Source organism: Thermodesulfobacteriota bacterium (assembly GCA_036397855.1).
Taxonomy (GTDB): Bacteria; Desulfobacterota_D; UBA1144; order Nemesobacterales; family CSP1-2; genus DASWID01.
On sequence record DASWID010000190.1, the window covers coordinates 1 to 15775 of the forward strand.

At 41.8% G+C, this 15775-nt stretch carries 15 protein-coding genes; 10 read left to right on the forward strand and 5 right to left on the reverse strand.

Annotation, left to right across the window (positions count from 1 at the left end; genetic code table 11):
• Positions 1-312: 312 nt before the first annotated feature.
• The 3 genes from VGA95_14330 to VGA95_14340 all read right to left on the reverse strand — a co-directional run bounded on the left by VGA95_14330 (position 313) and on the right by VGA95_14340 (position 3968).
• Positions 313-555, reverse strand: coding sequence for a hypothetical protein (locus VGA95_14330; protein ID HEX9667720.1), 243 nt, complete (start codon positions 553-555; stop codon positions 313-315).
• A 190-nt stretch (positions 556-745) separates the two neighbouring features.
• The gene (locus VGA95_14335; GenBank protein HEX9667721.1) at positions 746-1552 is read right to left on the reverse strand and encodes an alpha/beta hydrolase; all 807 of its coding nucleotides are present in this window, start codon (positions 1550-1552) and stop codon (positions 746-748) included.
• A gap of 592 nt (positions 1553-2144) precedes the next feature.
• Positions 2145-3968 (reverse strand): adenylate/guanylate cyclase domain-containing protein, encoded by a 1824-nt coding sequence (locus VGA95_14340; protein HEX9667722.1) that lies wholly within the window; start codon positions 3966-3968, stop codon positions 2145-2147.
• 248 nt (positions 3969-4216) lie between these two features.
• On the opposite strand from VGA95_14340, the gene rlmD reads away from it, so the two are divergent.
• The 7 genes from rlmD (at position 4217) to VGA95_14375 (ending at position 11412) form a co-directional block, all read left to right on the forward strand.
• Positions 4217-5482, forward strand: coding sequence for a 23S rRNA (uracil(1939)-C(5))-methyltransferase RlmD (gene rlmD / locus VGA95_14345; protein HEX9667723.1), 1266 nt, complete (start codon positions 4217-4219; stop codon positions 5480-5482).
• Positions 5483-5564: 82 nt separating this feature from the next.
• Positions 5565-6554, forward strand: a complete 990-nt coding sequence (locus tag VGA95_14350) for an SDR family oxidoreductase (GenBank protein HEX9667724.1) — start codon at positions 5565-5567, stop codon at positions 6552-6554.
• Positions 6555-6604: 50 nt separating this feature from the next.
• Complete coding sequence (gene aroC / locus VGA95_14355) at positions 6605-7675, forward strand: chorismate synthase (protein HEX9667725.1); 1071 nt, start codon at positions 6605-6607, stop codon at positions 7673-7675.
• A gap of 173 nt (positions 7676-7848) precedes the next feature.
• On the forward strand, positions 7849-8190 hold the full coding sequence (locus VGA95_14360; GenBank protein HEX9667726.1) for a hypothetical protein: 342 nt from the start codon (positions 7849-7851) through the stop codon (positions 8188-8190).
• Between the two features lie 40 nt (positions 8191-8230).
• Positions 8231-8527 (forward strand): hypothetical protein, encoded by a 297-nt coding sequence (locus VGA95_14365; protein ID HEX9667727.1) that lies wholly within the window; start codon positions 8231-8233, stop codon positions 8525-8527.
• Positions 8528-8584: 57 nt separating this feature from the next.
• On the forward strand, positions 8585-10216 hold the full coding sequence (locus tag VGA95_14370; GenBank protein HEX9667728.1) for an acetolactate synthase large subunit: 1632 nt from the start codon (positions 8585-8587) through the stop codon (positions 10214-10216).
• A gap of 281 nt (positions 10217-10497) precedes the next feature.
• Complete coding sequence (locus VGA95_14375) at positions 10498-11412, forward strand: cation diffusion facilitator family transporter (GenBank protein ID HEX9667729.1); 915 nt, start codon at positions 10498-10500, stop codon at positions 11410-11412.
• A 75-nt stretch (positions 11413-11487) separates the two neighbouring features.
• On the opposite strand, the gene VGA95_14380 is transcribed toward VGA95_14375, so the two are convergent.
• The gene (locus VGA95_14380) at positions 11488-12627 is read right to left on the reverse strand and encodes an alanine--glyoxylate aminotransferase family protein (GenBank protein ID HEX9667730.1); all 1140 of its coding nucleotides are present in this window, start codon (positions 12625-12627) and stop codon (positions 11488-11490) included.
• Between the two features lie 117 nt (positions 12628-12744).
• Here VGA95_14380 and prfB point away from each other — a divergent pair.
• From prfB to VGA95_14395, 3 genes are all read left to right on the forward strand, one after another.
• A protein-coding gene (prfB, locus tag VGA95_14385; protein ID HEX9667731.1) for a peptide chain release factor 2 occupies positions 12745-13879 on the forward strand; the annotation gives its coding sequence in 2 pieces (ribosomal slippage) (positions 12745-12813 and positions 12815-13879; 1134 coding nt in all).
• A gap of 105 nt (positions 13880-13984) precedes the next feature.
• Positions 13985-14833 carry an NAD(+)/NADH kinase gene (locus VGA95_14390; protein ID HEX9667732.1) on the forward strand — a complete coding sequence of 283 codons (849 nt, stop codon included), beginning with the start codon at positions 13985-13987 and terminating at the stop codon, positions 14831-14833.
• 1 nt (position 14834) lies between these two features.
• Positions 14835-15203, forward strand: coding sequence for a hypothetical protein (locus VGA95_14395; GenBank protein ID HEX9667733.1), 369 nt, complete (start codon positions 14835-14837; stop codon positions 15201-15203).
• A gap of 211 nt (positions 15204-15414) precedes the next feature.
• Here VGA95_14395 and VGA95_14400 read toward each other — a convergent pair.
• The coding region (locus VGA95_14400) for a methionyl-tRNA formyltransferase (protein HEX9667734.1) at positions 15415-15775 on the reverse strand (361 nt) is incomplete at its 5' end.

The window sequence follows — 15775 nt, forward strand, 5'->3', positions numbered from 1 at the left end:
GTCGTTCTCGAAATCCTTTACCGGGAATCCCTATAGAGGTCATTTGTCATCCTCGAATGTTTTAATCGGGGATCCATCGTTTAATTTTTTTATTTTCTTTGTCTTGATACAAAGAAACAAAAATCAAGGGCTGACAAAAAACGCTTGCGTATCGAGCGAATGCGAGATATCTATTGCTATAATTAATTAGTTCTCTCAGTCACTTTGTTCCTTCGAGATGACAGTAATGATTGTCACTTTTTTTAACGCTTCCGGAATTGATTTTGGCAATTTTTTGAATGCCCATTTAAGATTTAAGAGACTGTCCCCGAATTATGTAACATCTACAATTGCGAGCACTTCGACTGGCCTGTGCTGAAGTGAAATCGAAGTACTCAGTACAGTTTCTTGCGAAGCAATCTCCTTCACATTGTCATCGCGAGCCCTTGTGAAGCAATCTCGCGATTTGTCATCCTCGAACGTCTTAATCGGGGATCCAGAAAAGTGTGATTTGGAATCGTTAGTCCTGAGTCCTGAGTAAAATCGTAGGAGCGGCTTCCAGCCGCGAATAGACATGTAGCGGAGGACTTTAGTCCTCCACTTATCTTCAGTTCGATGATGAAAAGAAAGAAGAGGGCAAGAAATAGGAAATTCATTATGATGGAAGTAATAAGGATAATTTAAATATAGCAGGGGACGAGTAACAAAAAGAAAAATAACTCATTTATTCATGCCCATATGCTCATTTTTTTCCCCATATCTTTTGCTACCCTGAATGTCGAATCAAAAAATCCAGTGTCTTCTGATTGAATTCCTCTGTTTTCTCATACAATCCGGCATGAGAGCAATCTTTAAAAATTAATAATTCTGAATCTCGGATATTACTCTTCATAGGTTCGGCAAAGCGTGTTGAACATATCATATCGTACTCACCGAAGGTTATGAGCGTGGGGGCCACAATTTTCCCTAATTGAGACACACAGTCATGTGCTATAACAGCTTCGGTCTGCCGAAGGAAGGCGTCGACCGGTTGCGCTGGTCTGCTTCTCACAAAATCAGCGAGGGAATTTAGGTAATCGGGTCTCGAGGCATATAGAGATGGCGTAAAACACCATGGGAAAATGCCCAGGATCACAGTTTCCGCGACATTGTTAAGCGCTTTTGCCATTACCTGCCAACCCTCAACCGCTGTCTTTAAGAAAAGGTCGGTCTTCGTCCATCCGCTATGTATCGATAAGGATTTAACCTTATTGCTATATTTTGCCGCGAGCCACATACCGATCACAGCGCCTAGGGAGAGCCCTCCTACATGGGCTTTTTCGATCCCCAACTCCTGCATAAAGGCAGCAACATCGTCAGCGAATAGCTCGATAGAGTAGGTGCCCGCAGGTTTGTCAGTTTCGCCTGCTCCCCTCGGGTCGATGGTGTAGCATTCGAAGTGCTTTGAATAATCCGGGAGTTGGAACGCATAGCAAGCGTTGTCTGCGCTCGTAAAGGGTATAAGGATTAGGGGTTCTCCAACACCCTGTTTCTCGTAATTGATATTTATGTTATTTGCTTTTACTTTAGGCATCTGTCTCTCCTTGTTTTTAAATTTATGAAAGATTAATTATTACATTTAACTAGCAAATCCCCTGGTGCCTGTTACAGGGCTGCCGATGTGTCATTGCTGTAGATGGCAGATATTTCGAGGACAGAATCTTTAAAAGTATCTCCCTCAGTTGTATTAACCCTATTTCTAACTTCTTTGTCTTGATACAAAGAAGCAAAAATCAAGGCTGCCCAAAAATTTGCTAAAAATCATGAACTCCGACTAAAAAATTTAATCCAACCGCAACCCGCAAATTTTTTCTTACGTCTTCGTTCCTGATTTTCTTAACGCAATTTTTGGAATGCCATTTAATCTATCCATGAAATCGTATAAATTTTGTCCCCGAATTATGTAACATCTACCAATGACAGTTATGGCCGTTTTTTTATTTGCGGATACCCTGCAGCTTGCAACAGCACTGTTCATTCTAATATTATCTACTATTTTTATGAAAAAATATAGTCATGTTCTGAATCCAAAATCTAACTCAAGGGGATACAACCCCAATAATGGCATAAAAGATTTGTATATTTAGATCGTAAATATCGACATAAGAACGTCATTTTAATTGCCCCTAAATAAGGACCTGAACGCGGTAGAGAGTTCTATCTTCTACCAATCCCTTTAGTTGGGTTGTAAAGGTTTCGGGAGTAAGTCCTCTTTGGTTTAGAATGAATTTGACGCCTGGATCTTCAATTATATCTCTTGAAAAGACTATATCTCCTCCGTTTGATTTCGACTCAATTCTAGATGCCTCATTGACCATGGACCCGAAATAGTCCTGATTTTCATTTTCATTGACTGCATAGGCCGTTCCTTTATGAAGGCCGATTTTGAGTCGTAAATTAGCATTAGAATTTTCGTTTTCAATAAAGGAATTCCATTCTAGCTGTATATCGAGTGCAGCCTGAAAGGCATCCTTAGGATTTATAAAAGAGGCCATTACGGCATCACCCATTGTTTTCACTATTCCGCCGTTATACTTTCTTACAATCCCGGTTATAAACTTGAAATGATTCTGCACAAATTCGAAGGCCATAGAATCTCCCACAGTCTCATACATGGCAGTGGAACTCTTAAGGTCGGTGAAGAGAAGAACCAGATCGGAAAATGCAATCTGAATCCCTGGCGATAACGTAACACTAGGAAAAAGATCTCGAAACTCCTGCAGGGTGATTACCTGTGCTGCTGTCGCCGTATATCTAAGATAATTCTCGTGCTCGATGACGATAAGGATTTCATCATCGAGATCATTTATGAAATGAATTTCGACTGTACCAGCTTTCAATTTAGTATCGTCGACAGCCAGTCCCTCAGGAGTAGCATGAACCGTAAGGTGGGAACGAGATTCTTCGTCATTTGAGATTAAGCGATAGATTATATTTTTGAAGTGAAAACTTCTGATTCTAACCTTGCCATTTTCAAATGTAACCTTTTCATCTCTTTTCGCCTGCGGCTGGATTCTGAATTGCGCCTGGATTTGGGGCATATTTGCGGGGCCTCCTATGCAGTATATAGCTTTATGAGCAACTCTGATCGAGCTGTGAACGCTAAAGAGTGCCTCCACAGATTTTGAAAAGTCGGAGTCGAACCTTATCTGACATGTCGAGCAATGAGAATTCGGTCTCAGTTCATAAAACTTTGATACCTCCTGTGTCGCGGCTCTGCAATTGGGGCATAAAACGTGCCAAATTAAGTCCAAAACGCCGGCCTTTGCGGCGTAGAGAAAGAACCTTAACAGTTCCATTGGATCATGGCCCCATTGATAGGCAAGTTCGAATGGACGTATTCGGGTGACCTCTAAATCCGATGAATTCTTTAGAAAGTTTTCTAACTTGTCGACCAGGTCTTGACTAACTGGATAGGACTTCAATCTGTTCAAGCGGTTGATTAACTCGTCATCATTAATCTGTGGAGGTCTTAAGGTCGCGAGAGAATTAATATCTCGATTCAGGAGGAATTGTTGTTCCAGGTGTCTGATGAAGGCAACGATGTCCCGAGTGGCTTTCTTTTTGAGCGCCGTGTGCGCAAGGATATACCCAATCAAGTTCCGCGGCGTCACGATGGTGTAAACATTCAGGCGCGTTCCTCTACTCTCGGGTAAGAGCTTGACCCCTCCCTTTATTGTCTTTAGGGGACCGGTTCTGAAACTTCTTTTTACCTCATAATAATCGCCAGCAATAAAATCGAATGGATACTCTTCATATCTTATCTTAATTCCCAGAAACCTTATCACAGCATTGTAATATCCTTTTCTTACAGGCTCCGAAAACGGAACAAACGAGACATCGGGTAGTCCTATGTTTCTATTCAATTGGTCGGTATCGGCCAAAAATTTCCAGAGGATTTCGGGAGGTAGTTTAAAAAAGGTCGTTTGATCGATTTTTATTGGTTTCATGCAGGAACTTATAATTAATCGGGGTCAGTGTAAACATTATACTGGAAAAGGAATTTGTTTTCCTTCTCCAACAACATTACTATAAGAACACTACATTAAGAAATAATACCAGACCTAAGAATTGCATGAATACATACAGAAAGAATGATTTTTCATATTTATACAAATGAATAGCGAATTGATTCCCGGTTGTTACTTTTGGGTATGACTGGAGGGATGGATAGTTTATACTTTGTAAAGGGTTTGAATTGCTGGTAAAAATCGAAAAGTTAATTTATGGTGGTATGGGCTTTGGGAGAGTCGATGGGAAAGCCATCTTTGTTAGTGGAGGCGTTCCGGATGATTTACTTGAAGTGACTGTTGTTAGTGATAAGAGAACTTTCGCTGAAGCAAAGATAGAAAGGATTATAAAACCCTCTCCAGAAAGGACTGGGCCTAAATGTACCGTGTTTGGAAAATGCGGTGGATGTCAATGGCAGCATTTTAATTACCCTTTACAGTTAAAGGCTAAAGAGCAGATCCTTACCGAGACGCTTCTTAGGATAGGGGGTTTCAAGGAGTTAAATATTGAGCCCATCGTTCCATCTCCTAATGAATATGGTTATAGGGACCGGGTCACACTTTCGGCCTGGTTGGAAGATGGAAACTTTAGACTCGGTTATCATGAGAAAGAAGAATTGAGCAGGGTCCCAATTAGTGGATGTCCTATCGCATCGGAAGAAATTAATTCAGAGATAAAGAATCTAAATGAATTCTTTTTGAGAGATGAATATGATTCGTTGCCGTTTAACAGAATTAATATTGTCTCGGATGGGAAGAGAGCTTATGTGACCTTTTATTGTATCACAAATGGGCCCGAGGGATACGTTTATTCTGGTTCAAAAAAAGACCATGAGCTTAATGAAGCCTTCAAATGCCTTGGCTTTCAAGATCATGGAGAACATGTATTTCAGTTTGAGTCACTAGGTCTCAATTTTTATTCGGTTCCATCCGTATTCATACAAGCAAATAGGAGAATTAATGAGCAGCTGGTTAGTACTGTCTTGGATTGGGCTAAACTCCAAGGCAATGAAGAGGTTCTAGATCTGTTCTCCGGTGTTGGTAATTTTTCTCTACATCTTGCAAAAAGTGCTCGAAAGGTATTAGGGGTTGATATCAGCAAGATGGGTGTATCACTTGCGCGAAGAAATTCAAAAGCGAATATGATAGGAAATGTAAGATTTGTATGTTCTTCAGTGGCTTCTTTCCTACGGAACAATTTTCATCGAAGAGCCAAATTCGACCTGGTCATCCTGGATCCCCCGAGAGAAGGTGCTAGGGATATTTTAGAGGACTTACTAAAGCTATCACCAAAAAGAATGATTTATGTGTCGTGTAACCCATCGACATTGGCCAGGGATCTAAAGAGTTTAACTGAGAAAGATTATAAGCTAGAGAAGATTTGTCCATTTGATATGTTTCCACAGACATTTCATATTGAATCCGTAGCCTCGCTTCGTAAGTTTGATTCATGAAAGACGTGTTTTCATATCTTAACTTATTTGTATTATAATAGACTTTCTTCCAGTAAGATTATCACCTTAAAGGAGGCAACATATGGCTACCTTGGTTACCGGTGCAACAGGTTTTATCGGATCACATGTTGTTAGAAAACTTGTGCAAAAGGGAGAAAAGGTAAGGGTCCTATTGAGAAAGACTAGCAAGACCACAAATATCGAACGCTTGGATGTTGAACGTGTTTATGGGGATGTGATGGAAAAGGATTCAATAAAGGCGGCTTTAGAGGGTTGCGATACCATCTATCATACAGCTGGTTTTGTTTCATTTCGTAAGTCCGATTATAAGAAGATGGAAGATATCAATGTTAAAGGAACGATGAATGCACTTTCCGCAGCCCTGGAAGCCGGTGTCCAAAAAGCTGTATATACCAGCAGCGTAGCTGCTGTTGGACCTGATCCGGATCGTGGTATCGCTAATGAGCAGACGGAATTTACCCTGGAAGATGAAGGTATCCAATATCTAAACACGAAATATTATGCTGAAAAAGAGGCTTTGCGGATCTGCGAAAAAGGGTTGCCTTTGGTCATTGTAAACCCTTCGGTGGTCATCGGACCCGGCGATATTTATTTGTCGAGCACTGGTTTTATACTCTGGTTCTGTAAGAAGAAGTTCCCTGGGTATATGGAGGGCACAATGAATTTGGTTGATGTAGAGGATGTGGCCAATGGGCATCTGCTTGCCGCTGAGAAAGGGCGTATTGGAGAACGCTATATACTGGGAAATAGGAATGTAACGATTAAGGAGCTTTTCCAGCTCTTAGAGCGGGTTACCGGTATTCAAGGTCCCAGAATAAAGATTCCGTATTTTATTGCATACGCTACTGCTTGTGTTGTGGAGCGGATACTGGGTAAATCATTCCCAAATTATTCTTCGATGGACATGGATTCTGTTAGATTATCAAACTACGTTTGGTACTGTGACAGTTCCAAGGCAATAAAAGAGCTTGGTTATTCACAATCGCCAATAGAGGAAACTATTAAGAAGACCGTGTCATGGTTCAGGGAAAATGGGTATCTGGATCATTAGATTATTTGATAATGTTTGAAACAAAACCCCAAGTCATATAACATTTTCACATGCCCGGAAATTCATTTGGAAATCTTTTTCGTATTACTACCTGGGGTGAGTCTCACGGTTCCGCACTCGGGGTAATTATAGACGGATGCCCGGCAGGACTAGGTATCTCGGAGGACGATATCCAGCATGAGCTTGATAGGAGACGTCCGGGACAAAGCAGGATAACAACTCAGAGAAAGGAACCGGATAAGGTTGAGATCCTTTCCGGAGTCTTTGAGGGAAAAACATTAGGTACACCGATCTCGCTGATGATTCAAAACGCTGATGTGATCTCCAAATCTTATGAAGACATAAAGGACACTTATCGTCCGGGACATGCGGATTTTACCTATGAGACCAAGTACGGGATAAGGGATTACAGAGGGGGTGGAAGATCATCGGCAAGGGAAACGGTTGGTCGTGTGGCCGCTGCCGCAATTGCAAAAAAACTACTTGGTATCCATGGAATAAAAACGTTTGGCTATGTGAAGCAGGTAGGTGATATTGTTGCCTTAAATATCGATCTTGATGAAATTGAGAATAACCCTGTGAGATGCCCTGATCCAGAAGTTGCCAAAGAGATGATAGAGCTTATCGAGGATGTGCGGCGAGAAGGTGATTCGATTGGCGGTTTAGTAGAGGTTGTGTCAAAGGGTGTACCAGCAGGGCTGGGGAGCCCAGTTTTCAACAAGATGGAAGCCGATCTTGCCCGCGCATTGATGAGTATCGGGGGAATAAGGGGGTTTGAAGTGGGCTTAGGATTTGAAGCTGCAAGGCGAAAGGGATCAGAGGTTAATGATTTGATGTACAAAGATGACACGGGGAAGCTCAGGTTTAAGACCAACAATGCCGGTGGATTACTCGGCGGCATTACAACTGGAGAGGATTTAATTGTTCGAATTGCGATAAAACCCACTTCTTCAATTCCGAAAGTGCAGAAGACTGTAGACAAATTTGGAGATGAGAAGGATTTAGTGGTCAAGGGGAGACATGATCCCTGCCTGTGCCCTAGGGCAGTTCCGATTGCCGAAGCAATGGTGAACCTTGTTTTAGTTGACCATCTGCTGATGTCAAAGGTGTCAAGGGTCTAGAGGTATCTGCAATCTTTATTAATGATATTTAAGTCCAATGAAAATTGTGATACAAGGGGTATAATTCTGAGTATTAAAAATTCGAAGTGATTAAGGAGTTATGGTGTAAGAATTAGAGTTGTAAGGCGTCTTATTGTTATTTATCAATATTTTAAATTTTACATCTTTTTGATATGGGGTCCTTATTTAAAATATATGTCGGCGAAAAGGAAATTTATTCGGGAGGTCTAACTGAAGTCCCGGGTAAATTCCGCGATGTAATCATAGAAGACATAAGCTACTGGGCGGGCTCATTGGGTAAGAGGGGGTTAAACGAACTTTTATATTCTCATCTCCGATGGTATGAAGAGAAAGGTATGTTTTGCGACAAATGTGATACTTGGTGTCATCTGAATATTCAATGTCCGCATTGCGGAGGTATGTTAAATGAACTCTATGTGTACGATAGGGATAAAGGGCTAGATATGCTTTTAACTTGCATAGGAATTATAACTAGGATTGAGGTTTTAGATTGATGTTTGATCAGAGAACTATATATCCTGAAGCAGGTTTGTTATGATAATTGAAGTGAAGGGGCAGGTATTTCCGAAAGTTTGGGATCTGGCATATGTTGTAAATAAAATCAGGGAAGAAAGAAGAATTGTTAATATCGGCGGTGGTACCGTCGGATATCCAGTATTTCAGGTCAAACTTCCGGATGAAACAAAAATGGAAGGTTCTTACTTGGTAACCCCACAGGGAATAAGGCTATACTGGAATCGGGGTGATCAGTATGAGGTCGGATACCTAATTTCAGAATTGGATAAGGATCCACTTGTGCTGCGGCATTTCAAGAATTCAGATACTCAATGATTATTTTTTGATTGACATTGTGAACGTAGCATAACCAAATTACTAAAGGTGAAATTGATGAAAGCAGCAGAATTACTCGTAAAATGCCTGGAGAACGATAATGTTGAATGTATGTTTGGTCTTCCCGGTGAGGAAAATATCGCGATAATGGATGCCCTCTTGGATTCTAAGATTCGGTTCATATTGACACGCCACGAACAGGGTGCAGCCTTCATGGCTGATGTGTATGGTCGTTTGAGTGGGAAGGCCGGAGTTTGTCTTTCAACCCTTGGCCCGGGTGCAACTAACCTTATCACCGGAGTAGCAGACGCAAATATGGATAGGGCTCCACTGGTAGCAATAACAGGTCAGGCGTCCTTAGATAGAATGCATAAGGAGTCTCACCAGTACATAGATATTGTCGGAATTTTTGCTCCAATAACAAAATGGAATACGCAAATTAAGATCCCTGAGATTATTCCCGAAGCCATGAGGAAGGCTTTTAAGGTCTGCCAGACAGAAAAGCCGGGTGCCGTTCATATCGATTTCCCCGAAGATGTAGCAGACATGGAAGTGAATGAGAGTCCGCTCTTTGTTCAATTTCCATCTAAGCCCCATCCGAGGTCTGATAAGGTTGAAAAGGCGGCCAGCATAATCTCAGAGGCCAAATACCCGATGGTGTTAGCGGGAAATGGGGTGATAAGGGGAAATGCTTCGCAGGAGCTACGATATTTTGCTGAAAAATTGAATATACCTGTAGCCCACACGTTTATGGGTAAGGGTGCACTTTCGGATAATCATGAGCTTTCATTATATACGGTAGGCCTTCAGGCCGGTGATTATATCGCATCTGGTCTTGCAAGGGCGGATGTAATAATTACGGTTGGTTATGATATTGTTGAGTATCCGCCGGCGAAATGGAATCCAAAAAGGGATAAAAAGATAGTTCATATAGACATGTCACCCGCCGAAGTTGATTCACATTACATAGTTAGCGTGGGTGTTGTTGGGGACATCTCTATTTCCCTGAGAGAGGTTGCCGGTAGGGCTACGCCGAATGAGGCCGACTATTCGATTCAACTCAGAAAGGCAATTTTAAGTGAATATGAGAGGTATAAAGACGACAGAGCCTATCCGCCAAAGCCTCAAAAGATCCTAGCGGACTTAAGAGACATTATGGGAGAGCGCGATATTGTAGTCTCCGATGTAGGTGCCCATAAACTCTGGGTCGCACGGATTTATCCTTGTTATAGACCGAACACTTGCATTATCTCAAACGGATTTGCAACTATGGGCATAGGATTGCCGGGTGCTGTAGCTGCAAAACTTCTCTATCCCGATAAGAAGGTGGTAACAGTTACCGGTGATGGGGGGTTTATGATGAATTGTCAGGAATTGGAAACGGCTGTCAGGGAGAATATTCCGGTAGTTAGTTTAATTTTCCACGATAATAGTTACAGTTTGATAGAGATCAAGCAGCAGACCACCTTTGGAAGAAAGTCACATGTGAACTTTGGGAATCCCGATTTTGTCAAGTTCGCTGAGAGTTTTGGTGCCTATGGTTATAAAATTGAATCGACAAACGAGCTTAAACCAGTATTTGAAGAGGCCTTTTCCAAAGATAGACCAGTTGTGATTGATTGTCCAGTCGATTACAGGGAAAACCTAAAGATAATGGAAAAGTTTGGAGCATTGATATCTCCAATATAGTAATTAATAACTGAGCTCATATAAAAATCCCTTTATCAGTTGGACTTCCTGATAGATCATGCTCTCGCGGTACCTTTAATCGATTGGCATTTTTTGGGGATGATCAAGGACTCTCGAATTGATAGAAACCTAATCCATGTGTCAATTCTTCGTCCGTGCCATTATTCGTAAATAGCTATTTAGGGTGATAAATATCCTGAGGAGATCGTAATAATCTAGCCAACACAATGGCCTTAGAAGGATTTTGACTCTTATATTTATCGTATGTATTGTTAATCGATATGAGAACCGAAGACCATTTTCATCACAACGTTAGAGACTTCAAAGAAAAAAAGGCCCTCGTGGTTGTCCTTTGCCTTACTATATGCTTTATGATCATAGAGGTTGTGGCTGGCTTTTACACGGGTAGCTTGGCGCTTCTTTCCGATGCGGTGCATATGTTTACGGATGTTTTCGCAATTTCTATTGCCATTTTAGCAATCTGGTTCTCATTGAAACCTCCAACATCTGTAAAAACGTTTGGCTTTTACAGGGCTGAGATTCTAGCTGCCTTCTTTAACAGTCTGATTTTATTTGTATTATCTATAGTGATAATGTTGGAAGCTTATAAACGGCTACTGGAGCCTAGTGAAGTCAAAAGCCTGATGATGACGGTGGTGGCGGTCTTTGGCTTGTTAATAAATCTGATCGGGGCATTCGTTTTGTCGAAGTACCAAAACGAGAACTTGAACATACGCGGTGCATTTTACCATGTCATAAGTGATGCATTGGGTTCTTTAGGCACTTTAATTGCTGGTCTTATCATCCTGGTGACTAATTGGTATTATGCGGATTCAATAATTAGTATTATAATTTCCATATTGATTATTAGGGGCGCCTGGGGTTTATTCTGGGATTCTATACATATTCTTCTTGAGGGAACACCAAAGGGTATAGAACTAAAGTCAGTTGAAGATACAATCCGCTCTCACAGGGGTGTTCTTAGTGTGCATGATCTCCATGCCTGGACGTTGACCCAGGGATTTGAAGCTTTGAGTGCGCACTTAGTCATTGAAGATATGCACTTGTCAGAAGACCTTGTCAGTGAGTTGAAGAACGTGTTATTTGATAAGTTTCGAATCAGCCACGTGACACTCCAGGTCGAGACGACTGAATGTGAGCCAATAGGTCTGAGTTGTTATGAGACGAGAACATAACACTATAAGGCAACGGTTACCCATGATTAAAATTTTTCTCTTGTAACAGTTTAAATCCTATTTTTGTAGAGAAGTTTAATCCATTGATAGGATTTCGGCTGCTTTTGTAAGACCTTTTCCAAAAACGAATTCGTGTCCAAGATCCTTGAGGACCGACTCTACCGCAGATATTACGGCAATTGTAGCTGCCTTATCTATGAAACCAATATGTGAAATCCTGAATATCTTTCCTTTTGCCTGATCCTGTCCTCCTGCAACCGTCATACCAAATTTTTGTCTAAGCCCGTCTATGACCTTGCCTGCGCCAATCTCCTCGGGCGCAACCACGGCTGTGAGGGCCGGGCTTGGCGAGTGTTTGGCATATAGTTCTAGACCGATAGCCTTCATCGCTTCCCTTGTCGCCAGTGCGAGGGTTGCGTGTCGGTTGTAAATTTTTTCGAGCCCTTCTTCTTTAAAGTTTCTTAGTACTATGGCAAGGCCGATTATTAGTGTGATAGCTGGGGTCCAGGGCGTGGTGTTCTTATTCGCATTGTTTTGATAGCTTTTAAAGTCAAAATAAAACTTTGGAAGGCTAGATCTTCCGTAAAATTCCCATGCCTTCTCACCCATTGTTGCAAAAGCGAGTCCTGGGGGGAGCATAAAGGCCTTTTGAGATCCTCCAACAAGTACATCTATCCCAGTGTCATCAAATGGCAAGGGAAATACCCCTACGGCTGTTATGCCGTCGACAATCAGGATTACATCATCCCTTTCTCGTGTGATCTGAGCAATTTCAGCAGTTGGGTGTTTTACGCCAGTTGAGGATTCGCTCGCCTGAACTAACACGGCGCGGATAGAATGGTCCCTTTTCAGAATATCACTTACCTTATTTGGGTCAACGGCCTCGCCCCACTCGACCACGATCTCTTCTACCTCTAACCCAAATGCACGACAGATCTTACCCCACCTCTCACCAAACTTACCACCGTTAATAACCAGAACTCTGTCTCCAAAGGAGAGGGTATTTGATACAGCAGCTTCCATAGCACCAGTACCAGATGAGGCTAAAATAAATACCTCCTCTTTTGTACCATAAATATAACGAAGCCCTTCTCTAACTTGGGCGAATATCCCCTCGAACTCTGCAGTCCTGTGGTGAATTATCGGCCTAGCCATCTCTAAAAGCACTTCATCTGGAACGGGGACCGGGCCCGGTGTAAAAAGATATGTTTTCACTTTATATTCTCCACTATTTTTAAGATGAATTTAAGAATCTACCCAAAATTTGATATAATTCAACATCATTGAAATTTTAGGATACGAGACATATATTTGTATCACGGAGGTTTAGATATGTTGACAGAAAATAGTGAGAAGATAGAGGATCTTAAGAATAGGATCAGTGATTTAAGGGGTTTTGTTTGACCTGCCTGGCAAAAAATCGCGTTTAGCTGAATTAGATAAAATAATCTCCCAGCCCAAATTCTGGGATGAGCCAGAGAAGGCACAACAATGTGTCAGGGAACAGTCTAAGATAAAGGGTATTATAGATGAATTTGAGCACCTAAATAGTGAGTTTGAGGATGCTGAGGTTTTAAACGAGCTTTCTATTGAAGAAAGAGATGAAGAAGCCGCAGAAGAAGCCAGAGACAAGTTATTTAGGATTGAGAAAAAGGTTGAGGACTTAGAGTTTAAGCGTATACTGGGAGATCCCGACGATGAGAGAAATGCAATTGTTTCCATCAATTCAGGCGCCGGGGGAACAGAGGCGCAGGATTGGTCTGAAATGCTTCTCAGGATGTACTTAAGGTATACGGAGAGAATGGGTTTCGAGGTCCAGATGCTGGACATGCAGGAGGGAGAGGAAGCCGGTATTAAAAGTGCAACATTTCTTGTAAAGGGACCATATGCATATGGATACTTGAAAGGCGAAAGCGGGGTGCATCGTCTAGTTCGGATATCTCCTTTTGACTCAAATAAGAGAAGGCACACATCATTCTCTTCGATCTTCGTTTCTCCGGAGATAGACGATACTATTGAAGTTGAGCTTGATGAAGGTGACCTGAGGGTCGACACGTTTCGTGCCAGCGGTAAGGGTGGTCAGCATGTGAACAAAACAGATTCGGCTGTTCGAATTACACACTTGCCCACAGGAGTCGTGGTCAGTTGTCAGAATGAACGCTCTCAACATCAAAACCGCGTTAATGCCTTAAGGATACTCCGTGCGAGACTTTATGAGCTTGAGAAAGAAAAACAAAGGGAAAGGCTTGAGGAGCTAAACTCGACAAAGAAGGAAATAGGGTGGGGTAGTCAAATCAGGTCTTATGTGCTACATCCATATAGGATGATAAAAGACCATAGAACTGAGTATGAAACTGGAAATGTTGAACCTGTATTGGATGGTGATTTGAGTGAGTTTATAAAGAGATATCTGGTGTTCTCCTCAAAAGACGGTAGGGATAAAATTATTGGCAATACGGGTCAGTAAAACTTAAATGTCATTTGCTTTGATTCCTTAACCTCTCACGTATATTATATCGATTTATAAAAATTTCTTTCATCATGTGACGTATCATATAAAAGGGAGATTTAATTGAGAATTGGTCTAATAGGAAAAGCCAATAACAAAGAGGTATTTGAAATTGCGGATGAATTAAGCAAGTGGCTTGCGAAAAGAAAGGTTGAGGTCTATGTTGAAGAAGAGATAGGTAAAAAAATTGACCACCCGAATTCCGTACCCCGTAGTGTCCTTCCCGAGGTTTCAGATGTTGTTTTGGTTTTTGGAGGTGATGGAACGTTCCTCGATGTCGCACGTCTGGTCTGCAGACGCAATATACCTATACTAGGTGTTAATCTCGGGGGTTTGGGCTTTCTAACAGAAATAACGATTGATGAACTCTATCCAGTCGTTGAGAGTATTATTAAAGGAGAATTCGTTACAGAAAAAAGGGAAATGCTATCTGCTGTCATCCGTAGAAGATCAAAGAGTATCGGAGACTATTTTGTCCTAAATGATGTCGTAATTTGCAAAGGGGCCATGGCACGAGTAATAGATCTCGAAATATATATAAATGGTTCCCGTGTGACTTCCTACAGGGCGGACGGGTTAATTCTATCTACACCCACTGGATCTACAGCCTACTCACTATCTGCCGGGGGACCAATAGTTTATCCGACGCTACCCCTGACCATAATTACCCCCATTTCTCCGCATATGCTTACCAACAGGCCACTTGTCGTATCAAATGAATCGACAATAAAGGTCAAGGTTCTTACAGAAACATCTGATATATACCTCACCCTTGATGGGCAGCTCGGGGTTAACTTAGAAAAAGGCGATGAGATAGAGGTTAGAAAGTCAGATAACTCTGTTAGGTTAATCAGGTCCCCTTTCAGGGATTATTTTACTATTCTTAAGACGAAGCTCATGTGGGGAAAATGATATGGATAGAACGGCTGATGAACAGTTTCTTCACGATTGGGTGATAAGAAAGCTACAGGAAAAGTATTCGAAGATTCATAAAGAAGTCCACATAAATCCCGGGGAAGAGCAGAATTATGGGGTAAAAGGACATTATCCCGACGCTGTGTGTGTGAATTACGGACAAATCGTCTTGATAGTGGAAGTCGAGACAAAGGACACCGTTAATGAGCAGGAGCTCGGTGAGTGGAAAGAGATGTCACAGCTCGGTGTACAACTTGTGGTTTTAGTTCCAAAGGAGCTTCAGGGTGTGGCAAGGGATATATGTTGGAAAAACGGTATCGCTTCTAAGGTAAAGATCGGGTCATTCGACGTTGTTTTGAGTGTTTAGTATATTCAAAATTTTAGCAAGCGAATTTCCTGTAGTTTAATACATGGTTTTTTTGTCAATTGTGGGCCACGCGAAGCAATCTAAATAACGTGTAAACTATAGATTATCTCCTCCCGCGCGGGGTTGGAAAACCCCGCCTATCGTAATTGATGAGAATATTTATTATGGATAGTCGGGACATTCTTGTCCCGATAGGGTTGGATTCCGATTCTTATTTGCCCAATATAGTGCCTTCGGGAATTTTTCGGCCTGTTAAAAATGCCTGGATAGGTAATTTTTTTGCCCCCTCCATCTGGATCTCTCTGATATCAAGGGCACCATCTCCCGTAGCGACTCTCAACGTTCCGGATTCGGACACCATCACCTCTCCTGGGTTTCCTTTACCACTGGATATCTTAGCTTGGTGAAGTTTTAGATTTTTGCCATAGATGGTTGTGTATGCACCTGGCCAGGGTAGTGTGCCGCGGATGAGGTTATTGATATCTTCAGAGGATTTTCTCCAGTCTATCATCCCATCCTCTTTTTTGAGCATAGGTGCATAAGTTGCTTTTGAGTGATCTTGCGGAATGCGA

Coding starts and splice junctions, on each gene's coding strand:
- VGA95_14330 (HEX9667720.1), bottom strand. CDS start 555: ATGTCTATTCGCGGCTGGAAGCCGCTCCTACGATTTTACTCAGGACTC.
- VGA95_14335 (HEX9667721.1), bottom strand. CDS start 1,552: ATGCCTAAAGTAAAAGCAAATAACATAAATATCAATTACGAGAAACAG.
- VGA95_14340 (HEX9667722.1), bottom strand. CDS start 3,968: ATGAAACCAATAAAAATCGATCAAACGACCTTTTTTAAACTACCTCCC.
- VGA95_14350 (HEX9667724.1), top strand. CDS start 5,565: ATGGCTACCTTGGTTACCGGTGCAACAGGTTTTATCGGATCACATGTT.
- aroC (HEX9667725.1), top strand. CDS start 6,605: ATGCCCGGAAATTCATTTGGAAATCTTTTTCGTATTACTACCTGGGGT.
- VGA95_14360 (HEX9667726.1), top strand. CDS start 7,849: ATGGGGTCCTTATTTAAAATATATGTCGGCGAAAAGGAAATTTATTCG.
- VGA95_14365 (HEX9667727.1), top strand. CDS start 8,231: ATGATAATTGAAGTGAAGGGGCAGGTATTTCCGAAAGTTTGGGATCTG.
- VGA95_14370 (HEX9667728.1), top strand. CDS start 8,585: ATGAAAGCAGCAGAATTACTCGTAAAATGCCTGGAGAACGATAATGTT.
- VGA95_14375 (HEX9667729.1), top strand. CDS start 10,498: ATGAGAACCGAAGACCATTTTCATCACAACGTTAGAGACTTCAAAGAA.
- VGA95_14395 (HEX9667733.1), top strand. CDS start 14,835: ATGGATAGAACGGCTGATGAACAGTTTCTTCACGATTGGGTGATAAGA.